General features: G+C 32.9%; 22 protein-coding genes. 13 read left to right on the forward strand and 9 right to left on the reverse strand.

What is annotated here, in order from left to right; genetic code table 11:
- Positions 1-263: 263 nt before the first annotated feature.
- On the forward strand, positions 264-650 hold the full coding sequence (locus B3C18_RS06015) for a secretion protein (RefSeq protein WP_291143918.1): 387 nt from the start codon (positions 264-266) through the stop codon (positions 648-650).
- 74 nt (positions 651-724) lie between these two features.
- Here the strand turns inward: B3C18_RS06015 and B3C18_RS06020 are convergent, their stop codons facing one another.
- The 6 genes from B3C18_RS06020 to B3C18_RS06045 all read right to left on the reverse strand — a co-directional run bounded on the left by B3C18_RS06020 (position 725) and on the right by B3C18_RS06045 (position 5,521).
- Positions 725-913, reverse strand: coding sequence for a hypothetical protein (locus B3C18_RS06020; protein ID WP_256634672.1), 189 nt, complete (start codon positions 911-913; stop codon positions 725-727).
- Positions 914-1,256: 343 nt separating this feature from the next.
- Positions 1,257-1,667, reverse strand: a complete 411-nt coding sequence (locus tag B3C18_RS06025; RefSeq protein WP_291143926.1) for a hypothetical protein — start codon at positions 1,665-1,667, stop codon at positions 1,257-1,259.
- A gap of 247 nt (positions 1,668-1,914) precedes the next feature.
- Positions 1,915-2,514 carry an REP-associated tyrosine transposase gene (locus tag B3C18_RS06030; RefSeq protein ID WP_291143929.1) on the reverse strand — a complete coding sequence of 200 codons (600 nt, stop codon included), beginning with the start codon at positions 2,512-2,514 and terminating at the stop codon, positions 1,915-1,917.
- A gap of 218 nt (positions 2,515-2,732) precedes the next feature.
- The gene (locus B3C18_RS06035) at positions 2,733-3,251 is read right to left on the reverse strand and encodes a hypothetical protein (RefSeq protein WP_291143931.1); all 519 of its coding nucleotides are present in this window, start codon (positions 3,249-3,251) and stop codon (positions 2,733-2,735) included.
- A 309-nt stretch (positions 3,252-3,560) separates the two neighbouring features.
- On the reverse strand, positions 3,561-5,051 hold the full coding sequence (gene ppk1, locus B3C18_RS06040; RefSeq protein WP_349680568.1) for a polyphosphate kinase 1: 1,491 nt from the start codon (positions 5,049-5,051) through the stop codon (positions 3,561-3,563).
- On the reverse strand, positions 5,003-5,521 hold the full coding sequence (locus B3C18_RS06045) for a hypothetical protein (RefSeq protein ID WP_414655339.1): 519 nt from the start codon (positions 5,519-5,521) through the stop codon (positions 5,003-5,005). The genes ppk1 and B3C18_RS06045 overlap by 49 nt, the downstream gene beginning before the upstream one ends.
- Before the next feature lie 510 nt (positions 5,522-6,031).
- On the opposite strand from B3C18_RS06045, the gene B3C18_RS06050 reads away from it, so the two are divergent.
- The 5 genes from B3C18_RS06050 to B3C18_RS06070 all read left to right on the forward strand — a co-directional run bounded on the left by B3C18_RS06050 (position 6,032) and on the right by B3C18_RS06070 (position 13,569).
- Positions 6,032-7,333 (forward strand): hypothetical protein, encoded by a 1,302-nt coding sequence (locus B3C18_RS06050; RefSeq protein WP_291143936.1) that lies wholly within the window; start codon positions 6,032-6,034, stop codon positions 7,331-7,333.
- Between the two features lie 211 nt (positions 7,334-7,544).
- On the forward strand, positions 7,545-8,414 hold the full coding sequence (fdhD, locus tag B3C18_RS06055) for a formate dehydrogenase accessory sulfurtransferase FdhD (protein WP_291143939.1): 870 nt from the start codon (positions 7,545-7,547) through the stop codon (positions 8,412-8,414).
- A gap of 91 nt (positions 8,415-8,505) precedes the next feature.
- Complete coding sequence (locus tag B3C18_RS06060) at positions 8,506-10,875, forward strand: FdhF/YdeP family oxidoreductase (protein WP_291143942.1); 2,370 nt, start codon at positions 8,506-8,508, stop codon at positions 10,873-10,875.
- 156 nt (positions 10,876-11,031) lie between these two features.
- The gene (locus B3C18_RS06065; protein ID WP_291143946.1) at positions 11,032-12,924 is read left to right on the forward strand and encodes a M1 family metallopeptidase; all 1,893 of its coding nucleotides are present in this window, start codon (positions 11,032-11,034) and stop codon (positions 12,922-12,924) included.
- Positions 12,925-13,044: 120 nt separating this feature from the next.
- Entirely contained in the window at positions 13,045-13,569 is a 525-nt protein-coding gene (locus tag B3C18_RS06070; protein WP_291143949.1) for a DUF4442 domain-containing protein, read from the forward strand.
- Positions 13,570-13,582: 13 nt separating this feature from the next.
- Here the strand turns inward: B3C18_RS06070 and B3C18_RS06075 are convergent, their stop codons facing one another.
- Positions 13,583-14,707, reverse strand: a complete 1,125-nt coding sequence (locus B3C18_RS06075) for a LytTR family transcriptional regulator DNA-binding domain-containing protein (protein ID WP_291143952.1) — start codon at positions 14,705-14,707, stop codon at positions 13,583-13,585.
- Positions 14,708-14,897: 190 nt separating this feature from the next.
- Between B3C18_RS06075 and B3C18_RS06080 the strand changes: the two genes are divergently transcribed.
- On the forward strand, positions 14,898-15,878 hold the full coding sequence (locus B3C18_RS06080) for a cytochrome P460 family protein (RefSeq protein WP_291143955.1): 981 nt from the start codon (positions 14,898-14,900) through the stop codon (positions 15,876-15,878).
- Between the two features lie 2 nt (positions 15,879-15,880).
- Positions 15,881-16,351, forward strand: coding sequence for a hypothetical protein (locus B3C18_RS06085; RefSeq protein WP_291143959.1), 471 nt, complete (start codon positions 15,881-15,883; stop codon positions 16,349-16,351).
- A gap of 19 nt (positions 16,352-16,370) precedes the next feature.
- Here B3C18_RS06085 and B3C18_RS06090 read toward each other — a convergent pair whose 3' ends face one another.
- Positions 16,371-16,751: a winged helix-turn-helix transcriptional regulator gene (locus tag B3C18_RS06090; RefSeq protein WP_291143962.1), complete on the reverse strand. Its 381-nt coding sequence runs from the start codon at positions 16,749-16,751 to the stop codon at positions 16,371-16,373.
- 123 nt (positions 16,752-16,874) lie between these two features.
- Between B3C18_RS06090 and B3C18_RS06095 the strand changes: the two genes are divergently transcribed.
- Positions 16,875-17,669, forward strand: a complete 795-nt coding sequence (locus tag B3C18_RS06095; protein WP_291143965.1) for an SDR family oxidoreductase — start codon at positions 16,875-16,877, stop codon at positions 17,667-17,669.
- 38 nt (positions 17,670-17,707) lie between these two features.
- Positions 17,708-18,028: a nuclear transport factor 2 family protein gene (locus B3C18_RS06100; RefSeq protein WP_291143968.1), complete on the forward strand. Its 321-nt coding sequence runs from the start codon at positions 17,708-17,710 to the stop codon at positions 18,026-18,028.
- A gap of 146 nt (positions 18,029-18,174) precedes the next feature.
- Here B3C18_RS06100 and B3C18_RS06105 read toward each other — a convergent pair whose 3' ends face one another.
- Entirely contained in the window at positions 18,175-19,263 is a 1,089-nt protein-coding gene (locus B3C18_RS06105) for an NADH:flavin oxidoreductase (RefSeq protein ID WP_291143971.1), read from the reverse strand.
- A 226-nt stretch (positions 19,264-19,489) separates the two neighbouring features.
- On the opposite strand from B3C18_RS06105, the gene B3C18_RS06110 reads away from it, so the two are divergent.
- The 3 genes from B3C18_RS06110 (at position 19,490) to B3C18_RS06120 (ending at position 21,355) form a co-directional block, all read left to right on the forward strand.
- Positions 19,490-19,855 carry a DsrE family protein gene (locus B3C18_RS06110; RefSeq protein WP_053470424.1) on the forward strand — a complete coding sequence of 122 codons (366 nt, stop codon included), beginning with the start codon at positions 19,490-19,492 and terminating at the stop codon, positions 19,853-19,855.
- Positions 19,856-20,002: 147 nt separating this feature from the next.
- On the forward strand, positions 20,003-20,470 hold the full coding sequence (locus B3C18_RS06115; protein ID WP_291143974.1) for a nucleoside deaminase: 468 nt from the start codon (positions 20,003-20,005) through the stop codon (positions 20,468-20,470).
- Between the two features lie 6 nt (positions 20,471-20,476).
- Positions 20,477-21,355: a helix-turn-helix domain-containing protein gene (locus B3C18_RS06120; RefSeq protein WP_291143977.1), complete on the forward strand. Its 879-nt coding sequence runs from the start codon at positions 20,477-20,479 to the stop codon at positions 21,353-21,355.
- The last annotated feature ends 140 nt before the right edge of the window (positions 21,356-21,495 follow it).

Below are 21,495 nucleotides of genomic sequence, written 5' to 3' on the forward strand. Positions count from 1 at the left end.
AGCTTATAAAATAAAACACAGGATATTTTCTTATTTATTGCATTTTTAAAAAATATTAATAAACTGACAATCAGCCGATTTTTTTTTAAGATGTACAAAAAGAACATTGAAGGGTTGCATTTTTAACACATATTTTAGCAAAAACAGTAAAACATCTGTAATTCAGCAATTTACACAATAAAAAATAAGTTTTTTTTGAATAAAACTGAATTTCTTTTCTAATTTTGCGCCACAATAATCTTTGACAATCAAGCAATTAAAAAATGACAAAATTTAGTAAAACAGTTTTAACTGATACCTTATTACTATCATCACTTTACACTTATGCTGATGAAGAAAAAGGAGACTACATTTTGATGATCGATACCGGAAACGGAAAAGTGGAAAGCTTTATTCTAGATGGTGCTGAAAACGCATCTTTTACTATATGTGATGAAAATCACAATTTAATTTACTCCGGAGAACCTGAAATAAACAAATTTGAAATATCAAAAACAATTAGTTTACAAGGTTATCCATCTGGAATTTATTTCTTAGAGATAATAGAAAATGGAAAAGTTGCAAAACACCAGATTAAAGTTACAGCTAAAAAAGAGAAAACACTACAATTAGACGAAAGTCTAAATCAAATTCCTGCTTTTAGCCTATAAATCCCCTTTTTTGTCCCAACAAAATCTTCTAAACAGCTTTCTGAGCTGTTTTTTTGTTTTTGTCTAATTCCTAACTACTCATTTTCGGCCTTGCTGATCATTTCTAAAACAATATCAATAACTAAAAGGGCTTTTAGTCTGGTTCCGCAGCTCAGATAAATCCAGGTTCCTAAAGATTCATCTGCGGTAAACATGCAGGTAATTTGAGAAATATTAACGGTGTACTGGGTTAAATCATCGGTTCTGAATTGGATTGTTTTCATTTGTAGGTAATGTTTAGAAACATTAAAGTTATTTGATGTAATCCGTTTATCTTCAAAATTTCAATTATAATATTATTATAATTGTTTCAACGAATTATTAATAACTACGAGGAAAAAACTTATCAGAATAACTTATTAATATGCTAATTATGAAGGAAATGTAAATTTATTTCTACTTGTAAGATTTAGATTCTTTTTACTGATTTGAAATAGTATTAAATAATAAAGCAACCCGAAGGTTGCTTTATTTTAGGCTATGATAATACTGTTAATAGTTGATTTTTTTGGGAATGTAATAGCACAAAATCACTTGTTGACAAATTTCTAAATATGCTTTTTTTTTTTAGGACGAGAAAGGGAACTCTTCAGAGAGCGGGGCATTATTTAATGGCGGAGTTTGTATGAAAACTTTCCATAACAATAGTATTTCTTTAAAATCAGTTAAGGGAATTTCTTTAATTAAAACCCCGTCTTTATTTTCAAATTTTGCTGTAGTATCAGTATACATTACCCTCATATTATCCATAAAAATATCTCTACAATAGCCATCATCATAATACCCATCTGTAATTATGAAATTAATGTCTTCTATTATATCTTCTACATCATCTTTATCAGCAAAGAAATAAAGAAAATAATTAAAAAGAGGGATCGATGCATTTTTATCATCTGCCTCTTTCGAATATTTTTGCCCAGTTGGGGTATTTATAATCGCATTTTTAAAAACTATATTATATTTTTCTAAAACTGTCATTTTTTTAATTTATAGTTGGATAAGAACCCTGCTCGCAAAGTGTTCTTTATTATGTAACATGCTCCGCAAATGTCCACGCTCTGCAAAGTGTTCATTATTATGCAACATGCTCAGCAAATGTCTCCGTTATGAAAAGTGTTCTTTTATCACACAATCACGCTGCGCAAATGTCTCCGACTTTGCGCTATTTTAAAATCTTCATCAAAAAACGAAAACGTCTAAAAGTCTCTGACTTTAAAATCAAATTTCAATACTGATTATAACGAATAAATGATTTATTATCTAAAACATTAACAATTAAATTATCTGCTTTTTCTATTTTTAGTAAGCCTGAATCACAAACATAATTACTTGCACTTGAATAAACATATTCTGAGGCTTTAGCAACAAGTCCGGCTCTTACAGGATTTAAATGTATATAATCTAATTTAGACCACATAAATTCATTTGTATAAATTTCTTCTGCATGGTTTCCGTATTGCCAGAATTGGTATTCTTTATTTCTTGAATGGCTTTGTGTAACTAACTTAAAACGTTCCAATATCCATTCTCTTCTACTTTCGGGACTATTTTGAATTTTTTCGAGAATATTTTTAGCTATAAACTTTTTAAAATCCCTTATTAAATCTGATAATTTCCCATTTTCAGACTGAACAATTAAATGTATGTGATTACTCATAATAACATAACCATATAAAATCATTCCTTTATTCTGAATGCAGTATTCTAAACTTTCAATAACAATATCTCTATAAATCTGACGTGTAAAAATATCTACCCAGTCTACAACTGTAGAGGTTATAAAATGTGGCAATGCCTGATCCCTGATAACGTATCCTTCTTTCATTATATTTTTTTACAAAAATATAAGATTTAACTTATTTATTTTATCGTTTCTAGAAATAGACAAGAAAAGTCACAGACTTTTGACACGCTTATAATTTCTAAGAACAAAAAAATTGCGCAAAGTCAGAGACATTTGCGCAGCTTTTTCAGTTGAACTCTTCGGGGAGCGAGGATAATATAAAAGTGTTCTTTCCATATTTTTGAGTGTCTGTTAATCTTTCATTTCTCTTCTTTGAAATCTTCAATAGCTTCAAATAATAAATTTTTATGATAATCATTTAGATTTGTAAACCAATTATCAACTTTACTATAAATTCTATTCAGATCATTTGAATTGACTTCGTTACTACGATCTTCTAAATCTTTTACATCAAGATATATTTCTTTCAGACCATCCCAATCTACTCTTGAACCTGGTGAATAACTATCGGCAAATTTTAAAAAAACTGGCTCGTCAAAAAGTTCATTTTCCAAAAAGTGTTTTGCTTTAAGACTTGATCCACCGCTTCCAAAAAGCTCAGGTAAATTAGGTATGATAACTCGTAATAACTGATAAACTACTTGTGCATATGTTATCGCTAATGCACCAGTTTCGAGTTTTTCTTTCCAAGTTTTTTTGAGCTTATCTTCTTGCATTGGCGCATGAACACGACAAAAACCAGCAAATTCTGGTCGTCCTATATTCTTGCATTGCTCTTTTGTCGTTTTGGTTACTATTCTACATCTTTCACTACTCATAACTATTTGTTTTTTAATAATAGACCATATTTAGTTAGACTTTCAGCCAATTCATTATAGAATAACCATTATCCAACATAACAGAGATATACTGTCGTTGTTTAATTATCCTATTCAAAATATAAGTATTTTAAATATTCTATTTTTCGAATAATTTTTACAGTATGAAATTAAATATATAACCCCAAATGCACAATACGTACAAATACTTGATTTAAAACAAGTTATAAACAAATAGATTATAATAACAAAAAGCCCAACTTTACAGTTAGGCTTTTTCTCTATAAAAATAATAACTTCACATAAACATTATTCCACATTACACTCCGCAAGCCAATCATAAATTTCAGTCTGCGCGCGTCTTGGTTCATCAATATTTAGAATTTCCATTTCATTATTTCCTTCACTATTTATGATTCTTCTTTTCGTGTTATCTTCTAACTGTAACTGAATAATTGTATTAATTTCTTCAATATGTTTTTCATCATACAATGGATAAGCAACTTCTATTCTTCTGTTTAAATTTCGGCTTAACATATCTGCAGATGATAAATAGATTTTTTCCTCGCCATTATTTGCAAACTTGTAAATTCTGGAATGTTCTAAAAACATATCTACAATTCTGTAGATTTTTATATTCTCGGTTGCATATTTTATTCCCGGCAATAAAGTGCAAATTCCGCGGACTATTAATGTCACTTCAACACCTGCCCTGCTTGCTTCAATAAGTTTATCAATAATATCTTTTTCATCAACTCCGTTTACTTTTAAAAATACTGTAGCTTCTCTTCCGGCCTTCTTATTTTTTATTTCGGTATCTATTAATTCTATTAGCTTCTCTTTCATGTTAAAGCCTGCGGCCAGAATATGTTTTGGTGCGTTTGCTTTTTTCTTCGTTTTTAAAAATGCAAAGACTTTTTTTAGATCATCTGTATATTTTTTTTCTGAGGTGAAAAATCCAAAATCAGAATAAATATTGGCGGTACTTTCATTAAAATTTCCTGTCGATAAATAATTATAGTACTTTTTATTTCCGTATTTGTCTTTCATGGTCACCATTGCCACTTTAGCATGAACCTTTAAATTCGGCATACTTTGAATGATTTTTATTCCGGCATTTTTCATTTCGCGTGACCAGAATAAATTATTGTATTCATCAAAACGTGCTTTGACTTCGACAAAAACAGTTACTTTTTTTCCGTTTTTAGCGGCGCTTATCAAAGCATTTGCAATTAACGACTGCGATGAAATTCGGTATAAAGTAATTTTTATCTCCAGAACGTTTCTGTTAATTGCCGCCTGATTAAAAAACTGAAGTACATAATAATACGATTGATACGGAAAGTGTAATAATTGATTTTTTTTATCAATAACTTCAAAAATAGATTTCTTGCTTTCAAATGGCAGATGCTTGAGACTGGGATAATTTTCTCCCTGAAGATTGGGTTTTACAGGATTTGGAAACTTGAATAAATCATAAAAATTATGATGGCTTCCTCCTTTTATCATTTCATCTTTTTTAAGACGGAAAGTTTTTTTACATACCGAAAGTGTTTCAGCATCCATATTAGAATCATACAAAAATCTTGTCGACGAACCGCGTTTTCGTTCTTCAATTTTTGCTTCAATTTTCGCTATTAAATCTCCTGAGTTTTCATCTTCTATCAAATAATTTTCATCACGGTTTAATTTTATAGCATTACAGGAAACCACTTTTCCGGAAGAAAATATAAGGGATAAACAATTCTTTATTATAGTATCAATCGAAATAATATAATGCGTATCTCCTGGCTTTGCAATTGTTTAAATCGATCTAGTTTATCCGAAGGAATATTCAAATAAGCATAATTAAAGTTACCCGAAGTATCTTTTAACTTGACCAAAAAGTATAAACTGCGATTGTTTAAAAAATACGTTTTAGGCTGGTTTATCGAAATATAAATAACCTGAATATAAGAGAGAATGATACTTTTAAAATAATACTCAATCTCCTCAAGATGCTCTTCAAGAAGCTCTTGATTTTCATAGTAAACAATATTATTAGCGGCTAATTCTGGCAGTATTGATTTCTTCCAAATTGCTCCGAATCTGTTTTGCTGGAGATTTACTTCGGCTAAAATTTTATTGAGTAATTCTGTGTTCTTTTTTGAATTTTTAGTCAGCAGTTTTCTGATTTTAACCCTGAAAAATTCATCTAAATTAGAAGAATGAATGGCTAAAAATTTTATTCTTTCATATAGCGAATTATTGGAATCATAGGCTTCATCCAAAATACAGTTATTGAAAGAGAGCCACGAAATTTCTGAAGGTATAAGATGGTTTTGCACGTAAAAAAATTGGTTTATACTTTATTGATACTTGTAAATTTCAGGATTAATTATTTTAAAATGTAAATACAAATGGGCTGTTAACCATAATTTAATTTATTGGTAACATAACTTAATCCGCATAATATCATTGTTATAGCTTATATCGAAATCTCATTATTACGTTGGTATATGCTAAATACCGTCTTCTTTTTATTGGCTTCAAAAATAATAAATAATCTTAATCCTATTAACTTTTTGTTAACCGTATTATAATACTGCTTCGATAGTACGATTTCTCTTTTAACGTACTTACAAGTAGTAAGAATTATAATTCAAAAACAATCCGTTCTATCGACAACATTTCCAGAAAACAAAGCTGATTACTTTTTATTTCTCAGTTGGTTATTGCTATCAAATAATTTATAAAAATCATTGAATTTAAATATGTTATAAACCATTAAAACTAGAATTATGAAAAAACAGAATCCAAAAAAGGTATTAAGTAAAGCCTTAATTATTATGCTGTCGGCCCTTACATTCTCATGTCAGGACACAACATTAGAAGAAAGCGAAAATTCTGCTGTAGCAAAAGAGCAGCAAAATTTCAAAAAAATGAGTATCTCAGCAAGTTCTAATTTGGCAAGAAGATGGGCTCCAATTCATTACAAAGATGTAGACGCTACAGGAACTTATGCCGAAGGAGGAAAATCAGATTATCTTACTGCAATTAACTACGACAATGACTGGAATGCCGAAAACAACTGGAACAATCTTCCTGCTTATGCTAATTCTTTAGCGGCACATTGCTACTATTCGGTTGTTGAATCAAATACACATTGGTTTATTACTTATGCTTTTTTCTCTCCACGCGATTGGACAGATAATCCGTTTTTATACAATTTAGATCAGCATGAAAATGATTTAGAAGGTGTATTAATGATTGTAGAAAAAGATGGTTCTACTTATGGTTCTTTAAAAGGAGCGGTTACAGTAAGTCATTCAGATTTTTTCTCTTATGTACCATCTGGAAGTTCTTTTGTAAGCGGACTGGAAAGTGTTGACGGAACATTACAAATGAGAGATTATAACGGAGAATTGCATCCTATTACAGCGCAGGATTCTAAAGGACACAGCCTTAAAGCGTGGCCGCAGCACGATATTGATGGAGACGGAATTATTTACTACCCATCGGCAAGTGGAACTGCACAAATACCATCTGATAATTATGACACTTACGTGGAGTACAAACTTGTTGATATTTTTGAAACTGGAGGATTATGGGATCAACGATTCAATACTGAATTGTTTTCTAGTCCCGGAGGAGGATTTAAAGGAAATGATTTTAAAACTGGCGGTGCTAATGCTCCGTGGGCGTGGAATGACGGAAATGATGCTATTGTACAAGGCGGAGAATTTGCAACAGATCCAGCAAAATTAGCCGATAATTATTTTGATGGCGTAGGCAATTTGTCACATATCTATACTGATAATAAATACAATAGTTCTGCCGGAGGCGTTGTTACAGTTTACCAAAATTGCAGCTATTCAGGGTATGCAATTGCTTTGCCTGCGGGCGATTACACATTGGCTCAGCTAAAATCGTATGGTATTGCAAATGATGATTTATCTTCTGTTCGTTTAGAAAATGGATACAAAATTACATTCTACCAAAACGATAATTTTGGAGGAGAATCTGTTGTTGTAACAGGAAACAATAGTTGTTTAGGTGGTTTTAATGATAAAGCCAGTTCTATAAAAATCAGCGCTATATAATCTGATCTTTTTAATTTAAATATGCAGACAAGAAGCTTAATTATTTTCTTGTCTGCATATCTTTTTTTGTTTTATCCAAATCTCCAATTTCAATTAAAATGGCATAAATTATAGTAATTTAATTCCTTAAAAACGGTTTAATTACAAGGAGAAAAATCTTCTTATAAATCATTTTTTACTAATTTTACGTATCAACATTTAATGAATTTACATGGAAATGAATGATTTGGAATTAGTTTCCATTAAAGAGGTTTGCATTACAAAAGTGAACGGTTTTGAAAGTTCATCTTTATTAGACATTCTTTCTGTAGAAGAACCGCTTGAAATAAGAATTTCTTACGGTTCCGAAGCCGAAAAAATACACAAGAATATCTCGGTAACAATGCGTACTCCAGGCAATGATTTTGATCTTGCAATTGGTTTTTTATTTACCGAAGGCATTATAACATCTTATCAGGACGTAAAAAAAGTCTGCCACACCAATACAGAATGCTCCTTTCAAAAGAAAAATATTGTTCAGGTAGATTTAGCCGAAAATTTCATTCCGCATTTGATGTCGTCAGATCGGAATTTTTATACGACATCAAGCTGCGGCGTTTGCGGAAAAAGTTCTATACAATCTATCAAAACAGTCAGTACTTTTAATCCATTAGAGAATCCAAAACTAAATATCGTTGCACAAGTACTTTATCAATTATCAAACAAATTAAAAGCAGCTCAAAGCAGTTTTGCCGTTACTGGCGGTATTCATGCGTCGGGACTTTTTACTATTGAAGGCGATTTAGTTTTTTTACAGGAAGATGTTGGACGACATAATGCTTTGGATAAACTAATCGGTTCTGCTTTAGTAAATAATTTACTTCCATTAAATAAGCATATTTTACTTCTTAGCGGAAGAGCCAGTTTTGAGTTAATTCAAAAAGCGGCTATGGCAGGAATATCTGTTGTTGTTGCTATTGGCGCTCCATCGAGTCTTGCTGTAGAATTAGCTAGAGAATTTAATATTACTCTTTTGGGTTTTCTTAAAGAAGACCGATTTAATATATATAATTCAAGTGATCAGGTTGTAATCAACTTCTAATAAAAATTAAAACAACAGTTGTTTCTATAACTGATAGTAAAATCATAATTATTCCAAATTTCTGCGAATAAGCCAATTAAATGCAAAAGTCATGAAAGAAGATAAATCTCCAAAAGACATCAACGATAAAATTACAAAAGAACCAAATGCCGAAAATCCGTATAAACTTTTAGATCTTAAGCTCACAAAAACAGGAAAATGGGCTGCCGGAGTTCCTGCTGTTATCTCAGCTTTTAGTGATCTTATTGAAGAAAAAACACTTGTTCGAGGCACAAAAGCTTTATTTAAGATGAACCAAAAAGGTGGTTTTGACTGTCCGAGCTGCGCATGGCCTGATCCCGATGATGAACGTTCGCCTTTGGGAGAATATTGCGAAAACGGAGTTAAAGCTTTAGCGGAAGAAGCAACTACCAAAAAAATCACAGCTGATTTTTTCAAACAAAATTCTGTTTATGATCTTGCCCAATTAGACGATTATCAAATTGGAAAAATGGGAAGATTGACCGAACCTATGTATCTTCCTAAAAATGGTACACACTATGAACCTATAAGCTGGGATAATGCATTCAAAAAAATAGCAGAACATCTCAACGCGTTAGAATCGCCAGACGAATCTGCTTTTTATACCTCAGGAAGAACAAGCAATGAAACATCATTTCTTTATCAGCTTTTTGCAAAAGAATTTGGAACCAATAATATGCCCGATTGTTCTAATATGTGCCATGAAACATCAGGATCGGCTTTAAGAACTACAATTGGAATTGGAAAAGGAACCGTAACATTAGATGATTTTTATGATACTGATGTAATTGTAATTATTGGTCAAAATCCCGGAACTAATGCCCCAAGAATGCTGACTGCATTAGCAAAAGGCAAAAAAAACGGAGCAAAAATTATCGCTGTTAATCCGTTGCCGGAAGCGGGCTTAATGGGTTTCCATAATCCGCAGGAAATCAACGGAATCATTGGAAACGGTGTCAAACTAGCCGATCTTTTTCTGCCCGTAAAAATAAATGGAGATATGGCGCTGTTAAAAGCCCTTGAAATTATATTATTGGAACTGGAAAATAAAAATCCCGGAAAAGTCTTTGATTATGATTTCATCAAAGAAAAAACTACCGGATATGAAGCTTTCCTTAAACAATTTGAAGATTATAATTTAGATGAACTTGTCCAGCTTTCGGGCGTTTCTAAAGAAGCACTTTATGAAGCCGCTGAAATAATCGCCTTCAAAAAACGAATCATTGTCTGCTGGGGAATGGGACTTACGCAGCAGCCAAACGGCGTAGAAATGATTAGAGAAATTCTTAATATTTTATTGCTTAAAGGAAGTATTGGTAAACCCGGTGCAGGTGTCTGCCCCGTTCGTGGTCATAGTAACGTTCAGGGAAACAGAACCATGATGATTGATGAAAAACCTACTAACGAACAACTGGATCGTCTTCAGGCTTATTTTGGATTTAATCCGCCTCGCAAACACGGATATGATGTTGTGAGAGCCATTAAAGCTATGAAGGAAGAAAAAGTAAAATTACTATTTTGTATGGGAGGTAATTTTCTATCGGCAACTCCAGACACAACGTATACAGCAAGCGCGTTAAGAAAACTGAATTTAACCGTAAATGTTTCTACAAAACTGAATCGCAGTCACTTGATTCATGGACAAGAAGCCATCATATTACCAACTTTATCCCGAAGCGATATTGATATCGTAAATGGTGAAGCACAATTTATAACTACCGAAAATTCAATGGGCGTTGTGCAATCGTCAAAAGGAATGCTCAAACCCGTATCTGATAATCTTATTAATGAAACTCAGATTGTATGTAAATTGGCTATGGCAACGCTTGGAAACAAATCGGTTGTTGACTGGAAACGTTATCATGACAGCTATGATGATGTGAGAGATGCTATTGAAAAATGTATTCCCGGTTTTGAGAATTATAATGAAAAAGTACGCCAAAAAGGAGGTTTCCATTTACCTAATGCAGCACGCGATGGAAAATTTATCACGAAAGATTTTGGAGACCGCGCACCTTTTACATTAACGACAATTCCAAAAAACGAACTTGCTCCAGATGAATATATGATGGCAAGCACCCGAACGCACGACCAGTTCAATACTACAATTTACGGCCTTGATGATCGTTATCGCGGTGTAAAAAATGAGCGCAGGGTAATATTTATGAACGAAAAAGATATTGAACAGGCAGGATTTAAAGCTGGCGATAAAGTCGATTTATTTAATTATGATGATGATATTGAAAGAATCGCGCCTTTGTTTGTTATTGTTTCGTATCAAATTCCGGAGAAAAACACGGTTACTTATTTCCCCGAAACAAACGTTTTGGTTTCTGTTAATAATGTGGTTAAGGATAGTAATATGCCAGCTTCAAAATATGTGAAAATTAAAGTTAGAAAACACGATCCTAAAATTTATGAAAGAATAAATCGTTTGTAAAAATATAGGTGGCATGAGGCAGATTATCAATAGAAATTCTTGCTTTGAAAAGCGTTAAATCTATCTAAATAAACAAAAATAAAAGGTATTTTTTTTATTCATTTATACGATAAAACACGCCAGCTAAGATTTTTCTTAATTAACTCATTTTTGCCTATGTATAATTTACTGCCTTTGTTTCAAAAGAAAATACAATTGTCACTATTTGTCATTTTATGTCTTTTGAATATTAACCTATATGCACAAGATATTCCGTTATTGCGAAATGTCACAAAAGCAAATAAAAATAATACCAGAAATGCAATAGGAACACCGGGAAAAAACTACTGGCAAAATCGAGGAGATTATACTATTACTGTAGATTTTAATCCTTCAACATTAAAGGTTCAGGGCAAAGCCGCCATTATATACACAAACAATAGTACAGATACTCTTAAAACACTTGTATTTAAGCTGTTTCCTAACTTTTACAAAAATAATTCCATGCGTAATATGATAATTGCTCCCGAAGATTTGGGCACTGGAATTAACATAAATACGATTACTCTTGATGGTACTTTATATAATGAATCAAAGAAGAAAATTAGAGGAACTACAATGTATTTGCCAAGTGTAATAATTTTACCGGGAAAAAAAATAAATATAGAAATTGAGTACGACTATACATTAAACAAAGGGTCTTTTGTGAGAACGGGACAGATCGATCCTGATAGCTTTTTTATTGCTTACTTTTTTCCGCGAGTTGCTGTATATGATGATGTTGATGGCTGGGATGAATATCCTTATTTAGGCAAAGAAGAGTTCTATAATGACTATGGCAACTTTAATGTTTCGATCACAGTTCCCGGAAATTTTCAGATATGGGCTACTGGTGATCTTAAAAATCCCGACGCTGTCTATGATCCTCATATAATTGAAAGGATTGCTATGGCTGAAAAAGGAGATAAAATTGTCGATATCATTACACCTTTGGACATAAAAAATCAAGATATTACGATAAAAAACAAAACAAACACCTGGAAATTTGAAGCTCTAAACGTAACCGATTTTGCTTTTGGATTAAGTAAAAATTATGTTTGGCAGTCAAAAAGTGTTGAAGTAGATTCGAATACTAAACGTCGTACAAGAATTGATGCGGTTTTTAATCCAGAGCATACGAGTTACAACAAAGTGGCTGATTATACGGCAAAAACTGTAGAATTAATTAGTAACCATTTTCCAAAAATTCCTTTTCCTTATTCACATCAAACTGTTTTTGACGGACTTGACGCTATGGAATATCCTATGATGGTCAATATGCTGCCGTTTGACAATCATAATGAATTGCTTGAATTAACCACTCATGAAGTTTTTCACAGTATATTTCCTTTTTATGTGGGAACAAATGAAACAAAGTATTCTTTTATGGATGAAGGCTGGGCAACATTTACAGAATTCTATTTTTCACCATTGATTGATTCTTCTGAACCTTTAAATTATGATATCAGCTCTGTAAATAACAGCGCCGGAATTGCCGAAGATATGCCTATTATGACCCCTACTCCGCAGCTTTATGGTAAAGCTCGTTTTTCAAATAAAGATTTGAAACCTGCATTGGCCAATTTTTATCTTATGGAATTAATGGGAAATCAATTATTTCTTAAATCTGTTCAGGGCTACATTAAAAACTGGGCCGGAAAACATCCCACGCCTTATGACTTTTTTAATAGTATCGAAAGTGAAAGTAAAACAGATTTAAAGTGGTTTTGGAAAAATTGGTATTTCGAAAAGAATGTTCCAGATCTCGCAATCGCAAAAGTAGAAAAAGCAAAAAAGAACTACACAATTACAATTTCAAGTCCGGGAACATTGATGATGCCTATTCATTTGATCATCACGTATTCTGATGGCAGTAAAGAAACCATTTCTAAAAAAATAGATTGTTGGAAAAAAGGCAATAAAGATGTTGTTATTTCTTTACCATCTCAAAAAACAATTACTCAAATAAACCTAGGCGATCCTTATGATGTTGACATAAATCCTGCTGACAACGTATGGAAGGCTAAATAGAAATTTATATTGCTACACTAAGGATTTACAAAAGCATATTTTTTATAGCTAAAATTTTAATAGTTGAAGGTCAATTTTTTGTAATTTGTGAGGATTATTAAGCTCCTAAATCAAATTTAAATGTCAGTATATCAAAAAATAGCAGCAGTAGGTTCGAAATATATTGGGAAACCAAAGCTTTTTAAGTACGGATTTAATCTGTCTCCAATGTACCGAAGAAGTACTGCCAGAGTTGTAAATGTATCGCAGGATTTATTGCAAATTCAAATAAAGCTTCCTATCAGTTATAAAAACAAAAATTATGTAAACTCTATTTTTGGAGGAAGTATGTTTGCTGCTGTAGATCCAATTCCGATGGTACAATTGATCAATCTTTTAGATGAAAATTTTGTAGTTTGGGATAAAGCAGCCGAAATCTATTTTAAGAGACCTGCAAAAGAGAATTTATACGCTGATTTTATTTTTACTTTAGAAGAAGTTGACGAAATAAAAAACAAAATTAGTCAGCAAAATGAATTAGAAATTGTAAAAACGACATTGCTTACAAACAAAGATAAATCGATCACATACTGTGAAGTTCGCAAAACAATTTACATTGCTGATAAAAGCTATTTTAAAAAGAAAAGAGAAAATAAAAAGCCATAAAATTTAGCTTTTTTTACTGATCAAGCCAGTTTTTAAATTCTGCTACTTTATTTTTACTGATAATAATATCGATTTTTGGATCGGGTTTTATAATTAGTTTCAACTGGTTTTTTCCATAAAGCAATATACTGCTGATAGAATTGATATTAATTATAAACTGTCGGTTTGCTCTGTAAAAAATAGTTGGATCAAGCCATTTCATCACCTCATCGAGGCTGTTATTGCTGTTATATTGACGATTGTCAAAAGTATAGATATACGTAATTCCGGTGTCCAGTAAAATATAGGCAATCTCTTCTATATCAAGTTTTATCAATTCATCTTTATGATAAGTAAGTATTCTTTTCTTTGGAGTTTCTGACTCTTTTGATGTATCATTTTGAATCGTATTATCTGCGAGATTTTGTAATTTCTGCTGATTTGAATTCAACTGTAAATTCAATATCTGCAGCTCATTTACCCTGTAATTCAAATCTTCTTTTTCAAGATCAAAAACTCGTTCATATTTTCGATAAATAAGTCGTATCATTAAGTAACAGCAAACACTTATGAAAACTGTACTTAAAAACAAACTCACAACAAACTGCAGATACAAATCTGATAATTCTTCTTCTAAAACAGCTAAGTTAGCATGCGAAGCGACCATCCAGTCTGTTCCTGCAACGGGATTTATATTGATTATTTCCGATTTTCTTTTGGGATCATTAGGAAATGTTCGCATCCCTCCTACTTTTTCTCCCTGTTCTAAAACGGTACTTAAAGGTTTAAACTCTTGATTGCCTATTCCATTAACCTGAGAATTATTTTCCTGAATTTTTAACCCAATTAACGCCGGATTAGGATGGCATAATTCAATTCCTTTTTGATTGTACATACAGATAAAATCACTTTTTATATCTGTATTTTCAATACTTATTTGGAGATTATGAATTATCTGATCTTTAGATAATCCGCTGCGAAGCTGTTGTTCCAATAAACGGGAAATTTCCCGAACTTCCCTCTCGCCCGATTCTAATTTACTATTGCACAACTTTTCTTTGGCAGACAAATAAAGATAACTGGAAGAAATCAAACTAATAATTAGAACAACAATACTAATGCCTGTAAGTGTCAAAGTATAAAGGCGTGCTTTTTTCATGTAAATTTATAGTCCTTAAAATGAAATCCGTTTAGAAAATTTTGTTTAGGCTAAAATAAGCAATTTATTTAGCTTACACTATTTCGGCTTCAAGGTCAAAAAAAACCCTTTGAGCCAATTAAATCTTTTAAACACTGGGATTAGGCCTAATTTTGAATTGATTATTTATTTCATCTAAAAAATAAAACAAATGAAAAAAGGACTTAAAATCTTCGCAATTTTACTGGTTGCATTTATTGCTTTACAATTTTGGAAACCTGAAGAAATTGAATATAGTACACCAACAAAGGATTTAACTAACGTTCCTGCAGAGGTAAATACTATTTTAAGAAACTCTTGTTTTGACTGCCACTCTAACACCGTAAATCTTGCGTGGTTTGACAAAATAACGCCTGCCAATTTTATAGTCGCTTCTCATATTACGGATGGTCGAAAAGCGTTGAATTTTTCTGATTGGGATAAATTAGAAAAGCCAAAGCAAAGTGCTACACTTTTTTATGCTTTCAATAAAATACTGTCGGGCGAAATGCCGCTTAAAAGTTATACAGCCCTTCATCCTTCTGCCAAATTAGATGATCGCTCTATCTCTGTTTTAAAAAATTATTTAGCAACAATAGCAGTCCGAAAACCAAATCAGGAAATACTGCCTGTTGCTGCTCCAAAAGATGTTGAAAAAGTACTTCCGAATAAAAAAATAACAGATTACTCTAAAGTTAAACCAACACTAAATAATATTTCATACATACCCGATTTTAGAAACTGGAAAGCTGTCAGCACATCAGATCGTTTTGACAACGGTAGTATGCGTATTATTTATGGAAACGAAATCGCCGTAAAAGCTATTGCAGAACATCAAACTAATCCTTGGCCCGATGGTGCTATTTTTGCCAAAACAGCCTGGAAACAAAAAACAGAAGCCGATGGAACTATATCTGCCGGAGCATTTATTCAGGTTGAATTTATGATAAAAGATGCAAAAAAATATGCAGCTACAAAAGGTTGGGGATGGGCAAGATGGAAAGGAAATGATTTAAAACCGTACGGCGATAATGCCAATTTTGATCAGGAATGCATTTCATGTCATAATCCAGTCAAAAACAATGATTACGTTTTTACGACTCCGCTGCATCTTGATGTCAATAAATTTAATATTTACAATAAAACCAAATAAATATGAAACCACTTCATTCTATCATAATCACGCTTATTATTTTACTTTCCGGCTGTAACGGAAATAATAAAGATAATCTTAATGAAAAAGCTTCTGTATCAACTTTAGATGCGCTGCCTGAAAATCCATTGTTATTATCCCCTATTACATTTTCCATTAATCCGAATAAAGCCGCTATGTCTACTTTATACGGAAATAAAATTGCTTTTCAGCACGCAAAAACAAAAGCAGACAGTTCTTATCCTAATGGAGCTGTTTTATATGAAGTTAACTGGAAACAAAAAGCAGATTCACTATGGTATGGCGCCAATATTCCCGATCAGATTATTAGTGTAGAAAAAGTACAATTTACCGGAAATGCTGCTCCCAAATATGAATTGTATGCCGGACATCCGTTAAAAAAAGTTTCTTCTAATGATGAAAACAAAAGAATAGCTTTAATACTATCTAAACGTATGGCAGAAACTCCTTAAAATAGAGTCCGTTTATATCTTATTCTTCTTCGGGATCGGTTAGATTAGAGAATTTTTTAATAATTAACTTCCTTAACCGTTCCTGATTTTCATCTCCCCAGCCTCCTAAAGCGCCAATTACAGGAATCAACGTTTTCCCAAATTCGGTGAGGCTGTATTCTACTTTTGGCGGAACTACAGGATATATTTTCCTGACAACAAGTTCGTGTTCTTCCAATTCATTCAACTGAATATTCAAAACCCTGCGTGAAGCATCTGGTATTTTACGCTGCAATTCGCTTGGTCTTTTATGGCCTTCATTAATAAACCAAAGCAAACGTATTTTCCATTTGCCATACAACACTTCACCAATCAGGTCGAGTCCGCAGTTTAAATTCGGGATTGTTTTTCTTTCATACATATTACAAAAGTAAACCTATGTTCTGATTTGTACAATAGGGGAAAAATTTATCCCTATCTGAATCGTAATTCCGTACTTGTGAGAAAGTTACATAGTTCTGAAATTTGTACAAAAGAAATCACTATGAAACAACAATTTGATTATCAGAATGAACTATCAGGCAAAATTGCACTGGTAACAGGAGGAACAAAAGGAGCTGGAAAAGCCATTGCCGAACGTTTAAAAAATGCAGGTGCCAAAGTAATTATCAGCGCCAGAAATCAAGCCGAAATACCCGATGAAGATTTACATTTCATTGCAGCAGATTTAAGTAAGGCAGAAGGAACACAAAAAGTAATTAACGCAGTGCTGTCGGATTACGGGAGACTGGACATTCTTGTGAACAACCTTGGATCTTCTTCAACACCCGCTGGAGGTTACAGCGTATTAAGTGATGAAGACTGGGAATCAACCCTGCAAGCAAATTTGCTGGCTCCCATCAGATTAGACAGAGGATTTTTACCGCAGATGATAGATCAAAAAAGTGGCGTTATTATTCATATCGCTTCTATTCAGGGTAAACTACCTCTTTATGATTCTACTTTACCATATGCCGCAGCAAAAGCCGGATTGATCAATTACAGTAAAAGTTTATCAAATGAAGTTACTCCAAAAGGTGTACGCGTGCTGACTGTTTCACCGGGATGGATAAATACATCTGCATCGACAGCGTGGCTGGGTGAGATTGCAAGAAACTCAAATATTACTGTAGAACAAGCTCAACAAGGTGTTATAGATGCACTTGGAGGAATACCATACGGCAGACCTGCCGAACCGGAAGAAGTAGCTGAATTAGTTGGCTTTCTTGTTTCACCAAGAGCCAATTATTTAACAGGAACTGAATTTGTTATCGATGGAGGAACAGTTCCAACAATTTAATTTCTAAAAAGAATTATGAACAATAAAACAGATACATTATGAACTTACCAGAAGTAATAAAAGACTTAGTAAACGCCCAGAACAATTTTGACAGCACGGCTTATGCCAATTGCTTTTCAGAAACTGCAATTGCATTTGATGAAGGCAAAAACCATACAGGTAAAACAGAAATAAAAAGCTGGATAGAAAAAGCTAACAAGGAATATAATGCAAAAATGAAACCTCTAAGTTTTGAAGGTGATGCTGAAAAGGGCAGCTTAAAAGCAGAAGTTTCCGGAACTTTTCCGGGAAGTCCTTTGGTTCTTACTTATAATTTTAAGTTTGATGGAGGATATATTGAATCGTTGAAAATTAGCTGATTCACTATACTTTTTTTATCTTATACAATAAATGATAGGATTAGCTATCCAAAACAAAAAGCAAAATAAGTTTTTTAGAATAAAGTCATTATAATAAAGAGGCTAAATCTTTCATCAAAGATATAGCTTCTTTATATTTTTAGCTTTTACAAAGAACCTGCCTTTACAAAAGTCTGCCATCCACGCATCGTTTCAATAAAACGTTCGCTCAATCCTCCTTGTCGCAAATAATCGGCCATTACAGGCAGCTGCGGACTATCATACATTGGATTTGCTTTTACCTGAAGCGGAAAATCACGCTGCAAAATTGCAGCACGTGCAATCAATACAAAATCGCAGCCTTCATCAAGAAGTTCTCCCGCACGCTGCGCACTCATAATTTTTCCTGCAGCGCCTAAACGAACACCTTTTCGCGGAAGTTCTGTAAAAACACTCAACATGGTTTTTCCTTTAAAAGTTCCTTCACGAACGATTTGTGCCGAATCCCACAACGCTAAATCTAAATAATCGATTAATTCACGATCAAAAATATCGGCTGTCACTTCTCTTAATTCTTCCAAAAGCAATCCGTAACGTTCAATAGATAATCGCCATCCAATTTGGAAATCTGGGCCGCAGGCTTTTCGAATTCCTTCAATAACTTCAATAGTAAAACGAGCTCTATTTTCCAGACTTCCACCATATTTATCCGTTCTATCGTTCAAATTTGGAGACATGAATTCTGAAAGAATCCAGCCGAAAGCACCGTGAACCGAGATTCCGTCAAATCCTGCCAATTGTGCTCTTTTTGCTGCAGCGATGAAACTGTCACGAATTCGTTCAACTTCCTCAGTTGTAATGGCTTTTATTCCTTCTACTGTTTTTCCTGAAGCTGGAGCTGGGATTCCTCCTATTGAAGGTTTGGCACGATGTCCTGCATGATGCAGCTGTACGGCAGACAACGCACCGCCATCTCGAATAGCCGACGCCATTTTGGTCAATCCAGGTAAATGGTGATCGCTGTGAATACCTAATTGCCTTTCAAATGCGATGCCTCCCGCTTCTACTGTTGAAGCACTGGTTTGGATTAATCCGTAACCGCTTTGTGCCAATTGTTCCATCCAATATTGATCAAATTCAGATGCTGTGCCATCAAATTCACTTTGCTGACTTGTTAATGGTGCAAGCATGAAACGGTTTCTCATTGCCGGACCATGCAGCAACGTAAGGGGTTTAAATAAATCAGAAACAGACATATTGTTTATTTTTTAAAGTTCTACTTATGTGAGTTATTATCGATGCAAAGTTGCCGAGATAATCAATGGAGAAAAATGGATGATTTTTACTTTATAATGGACGTTTTAAACCTGAACTTTTAAAGAATTTACAGGGGAAAAAATTCTCCATCATAAAGTAAATTTTCTCCATTCTTTAGCGGGCATTGTCGTCAGATCTTTGCCTTGTTAATAAAATTTATTCAAAATGAAAAAAACAGCAATTATTATTCTATCTGATCCCAAAGCTGGTTCAGAAGAAGCTCTAGGACGTGTATTCAATGCTTTAGCATCAGCATATGAATTCAAACATGCAAATGAAGATGTAAAAATTATTTTTCAGGGTGCAGGTATAAGATGGCCTGAACAACTTGAAAAAGAAGATCATCCGGTTTATGGACTTTATAAAGAAGTAAAAGATCATGTTCATGGCCTTTCTAAAGGTTGTGTTGCGGTATTTGGTACCGAAATATCTGGCTATGATCTATTAAACGACAATGAAGTACCTGGAACTCCTGGTCTGCCAAGTTTCCTTAACCTTAGAAACGAAGGTTACGATCTTTTGATTTTCTAAAATATCTTATAAACTGCCCTCTTATTTTGATAGAGGGCAGTTTTAATTTTTTACAAATACAAAACGTTATCAAACAATGCTTGCTTTTAAGTAATTTAGCATTGCTGGAAATACATCTATAAAATCAAAAATTTAAGTTATAAAATTATGCAAGAGGATTTTCAATATTATATGCATCAATGTTTAGATCTTGCTAAAACTGCTTTAGCAGAAGGAAATCCGCCAGTTGGTGCTGTTGTTGTATTAGATGGAGAAATAATTGGTACTGGAATTGAATCTGGAAAATCAACTGGAGATATTACCAATCATGCAGAAATAATGGCAATCAGATCAGCTATAAAAAATGGTTATTCAGATAAACTCCAACAAGCATCAATGTACACGACTCACGAACCTTGTATTATGTGTTCCTATATGATTCGCCATCACAAAATTGGTGAAATTGTATACGGTACAGCAGTTCCTTACATTGGTGGACTAACTTCTCAATTTAGTATACTTTCTACTGAAGATATTCCAAAATGGGGAAATAAACCAAAAGTTACAGGAGATGTTTGTATTGAAGAATGTAATACACTTAATGCTCAATTTTTAGAATTATTAAGCAAAAAATAAAATATTATGCTTTCACAGTCTGTATATACGCTTGTTAACCAGCAAAATGGAAATCTATCATTCAAGGTATTTGAATTTGATAACAGCAGTTATTTTGATCATATTCAGCGAAATAATTATTTTACAATCATAATTATTACATCTGGAGAAGGATTAGCGAAAGTTGATCTTTGCGAATATGCTTTTCAAGAAAATACATTATTTGCATTTTACCCTTATCAGCCTTTTATGCTGGCTTCTGAAGGAACACTAACTGGTATTTCCATTCAGTTTCATCATGATTTTTTCTGTATTTACAGGCATCATAAAGAGATTGCGGCTAACGGAATTTTATTCAACAATATTTATCAGCAGCCATTTATTCTTCTGGATCAAAATAATAAACAAACATTGATGAATATCGTAAAAGAAATTGTCAATGAACTGAAAGTTGATGCTTTGAGAAAAGACGAAGTTTTGGTTTCTTATTTGAAAATATTTTTAGTGCTGGCAACGCGAATAAAACTCGAACAGCAATCTATTGAAAATGTTAATGGCAATGAAAAACAAACGCTCATTATTCAGAACTTGAGAAACGCGATTGAAGATAATTTTAGAACCAAACATTCTGCAAGCGATTACGCAGATATGCTGCATGTAACGCCAACTGTTCTTGCGCGTACTGCAAAAAATCATTTTAACATGACGCTCTCCGATTTAATTACGGAACGAATTATCGTTGAAGCAAAAAGGGAATTATATCTCACCAACAAAACCGTTAAAGAGATTGCTTACGAACTTGGTTACGACGATGAATATTATTTCAGCAGGGTTTTTAAAGGTAAAACCGATATCTCTCCTCAAATTTACAGAGATACGATAGGTTTTAATCGAGGGGCTTCTTAATCCAATATAACAAATACTTTTTTAGCTTTTTGATTTCCGATTTTAGTATTAATATTTATTAACTTTATCTGCATTTACTGTTTTATCTTTAGCTTTCTTTAAAAAGATAAATAAGTGAATACATTAATAATATCTTGATT

Origin of the sequence: Flavobacterium sp. UBA7680, from assembly GCF_002482975.1 — a bacterium.
In the GTDB taxonomy this organism is placed as follows: domain Bacteria; phylum Bacteroidota; class Bacteroidia; order Flavobacteriales; family Flavobacteriaceae; genus Flavobacterium.

Excerpts from the sequence above, each read along its gene's own strand:
- B3C18_RS06015 (WP_291143918.1), top strand. The coding sequence starts at position 264 with ATGACAAAATTTAGTAAAACAGTTTTAACTGATACCTTATTACTATCA.
- B3C18_RS06020 (WP_256634672.1), bottom strand. The coding sequence starts at position 913 with ATGAAAACAATCCAATTCAGAACCGATGATTTAACCCAGTACACCGTT.
- B3C18_RS06025 (WP_291143926.1), bottom strand. The coding sequence starts at position 1,667 with ATGACAGTTTTAGAAAAATATAATATAGTTTTTAAAAATGCGATTATA.
- B3C18_RS06030 (WP_291143929.1), bottom strand. The coding sequence starts at position 2,514 with ATGAAAGAAGGATACGTTATCAGGGATCAGGCATTGCCACATTTTATA.
- B3C18_RS06035 (WP_291143931.1), bottom strand. The coding sequence starts at position 3,251 with ATGAGTAGTGAAAGATGTAGAATAGTAACCAAAACGACAAAAGAGCAA.
- B3C18_RS06050 (WP_291143936.1), top strand. The coding sequence starts at position 6,032 with ATGAAAAAACAGAATCCAAAAAAGGTATTAAGTAAAGCCTTAATTATT.
- fdhD (WP_291143939.1), top strand. The coding sequence starts at position 7,545 with ATGGAAATGAATGATTTGGAATTAGTTTCCATTAAAGAGGTTTGCATT.
- B3C18_RS06060 (WP_291143942.1), top strand. The coding sequence starts at position 8,506 with ATGAAAGAAGATAAATCTCCAAAAGACATCAACGATAAAATTACAAAA.
- B3C18_RS06065 (WP_291143946.1), top strand. The coding sequence starts at position 11,032 with ATGTATAATTTACTGCCTTTGTTTCAAAAGAAAATACAATTGTCACTA.
- B3C18_RS06070 (WP_291143949.1), top strand. The coding sequence starts at position 13,045 with ATGTCAGTATATCAAAAAATAGCAGCAGTAGGTTCGAAATATATTGGG.
- B3C18_RS06075 (WP_291143952.1), bottom strand. The coding sequence starts at position 14,707 with ATGAAAAAAGCACGCCTTTATACTTTGACACTTACAGGCATTAGTATT.
- B3C18_RS06080 (WP_291143955.1), top strand. The coding sequence starts at position 14,898 with ATGAAAAAAGGACTTAAAATCTTCGCAATTTTACTGGTTGCATTTATT.
- B3C18_RS06085 (WP_291143959.1), top strand. The coding sequence starts at position 15,881 with ATGAAACCACTTCATTCTATCATAATCACGCTTATTATTTTACTTTCC.
- B3C18_RS06090 (WP_291143962.1), bottom strand. The coding sequence starts at position 16,751 with ATGTATGAAAGAAAAACAATCCCGAATTTAAACTGCGGACTCGACCTG.
- B3C18_RS06095 (WP_291143965.1), top strand. The coding sequence starts at position 16,875 with ATGAAACAACAATTTGATTATCAGAATGAACTATCAGGCAAAATTGCA.
- B3C18_RS06100 (WP_291143968.1), top strand. The coding sequence starts at position 17,708 with ATGAACTTACCAGAAGTAATAAAAGACTTAGTAAACGCCCAGAACAAT.
- B3C18_RS06105 (WP_291143971.1), bottom strand. The coding sequence starts at position 19,263 with ATGTCTGTTTCTGATTTATTTAAACCCCTTACGTTGCTGCATGGTCCG.
- B3C18_RS06110 (WP_053470424.1), top strand. The coding sequence starts at position 19,490 with ATGAAAAAAACAGCAATTATTATTCTATCTGATCCCAAAGCTGGTTCA.
- B3C18_RS06115 (WP_291143974.1), top strand. The coding sequence starts at position 20,003 with ATGCAAGAGGATTTTCAATATTATATGCATCAATGTTTAGATCTTGCT.
- B3C18_RS06120 (WP_291143977.1), top strand. The coding sequence starts at position 20,477 with ATGCTTTCACAGTCTGTATATACGCTTGTTAACCAGCAAAATGGAAAT.